The organism is Vibrio sp. 378 (assembly GCF_033339435.1).
This window is the reverse complement of sequence record NZ_JAWOUO010000316.1, coordinates 1-849: the sequence shown is the minus strand read 5'-3', so window position 1 is coordinate 849 and position 849 is coordinate 1. Positions and strand designations below refer to the sequence as shown.

The window sequence follows — 849 nt, the reverse complement described above, 5'->3', positions numbered from 1 at the left end:
TGGCAGCTACTGACACTGCGCTTTGTGCAAGCAATCGGCAGTGGCAGCTACTGACACTGCGCTTTGTGCAAGCAATCGGCGTGTGTGCTCCTGCGGTTATCTGGCAAGCGATGGTAATCAAGCGTTACTCCAGCAGTAGCCAGCAAATTTTTGCAACCATCATGCCGTTGGTGGCACTATCACCAGCACTTGCACCTCAACTGGGTGTGGTTTTAGCGGATAGCTTTGGTTGGCACAGTATTTTTATCGCATTAACGCTTGTTGGCGTGGTGCTGGTTGCTGCCACCATGGCACAAAAGAACGAACAAGCCGAAATCAAACAAACCAGCATGTCTGCGGATATTAAAGCGTTACTAGGTTCAAAAGCTTACCTAGGTAACGTGTTTATGTTCGCAACCGCTTCGGCAGCGTTCTTTGCTTACCTTACTGGTATGCCAGAAATCATGTCTCAACTCGGCTACGAAGCAAAAGACATCGGTTTGAGCTTTATCCCACAAACCATTGCTTTCATGGTGGGTGGTTACCTAGGTAAAGTTGGTGTTCGCAAATTTGGTGATGAAAAAATTCTACGTCAGTTGATCGGTTTATTCAGTGTTGCCGCGTTGCTTATCTTTGTAGCTTCGCAGTGGGAATTGACCTCCATCTGGCCAATCCTAGCGCCTTTCTGTCTGATTGCGGTAGCGAATGGTGCGTTGTACCCAATCGTAGTAAACCGTGCATTGGCAAGTGCGAAGCAAAGCCCTGCAACCGCAGCTGGTTTGCAAAACAGCCTGCAAATTACCGTGAGCAGCCTATCAAGCGCACTAGTTGCCGCGATGGCAAGCCAAGCTCAAATGGTTACGGGCGTGG

1 protein-coding gene is annotated in these 849 nt (G+C 49.1%); it reads left to right on the top strand.

Features of this window, described 5'->3' with window-relative positions:
* On the top strand, window positions 1-849 hold an 849-nt coding region (locus R7Q48_RS25950), incomplete at both ends, for an MFS transporter (protein ID WP_318133056.1).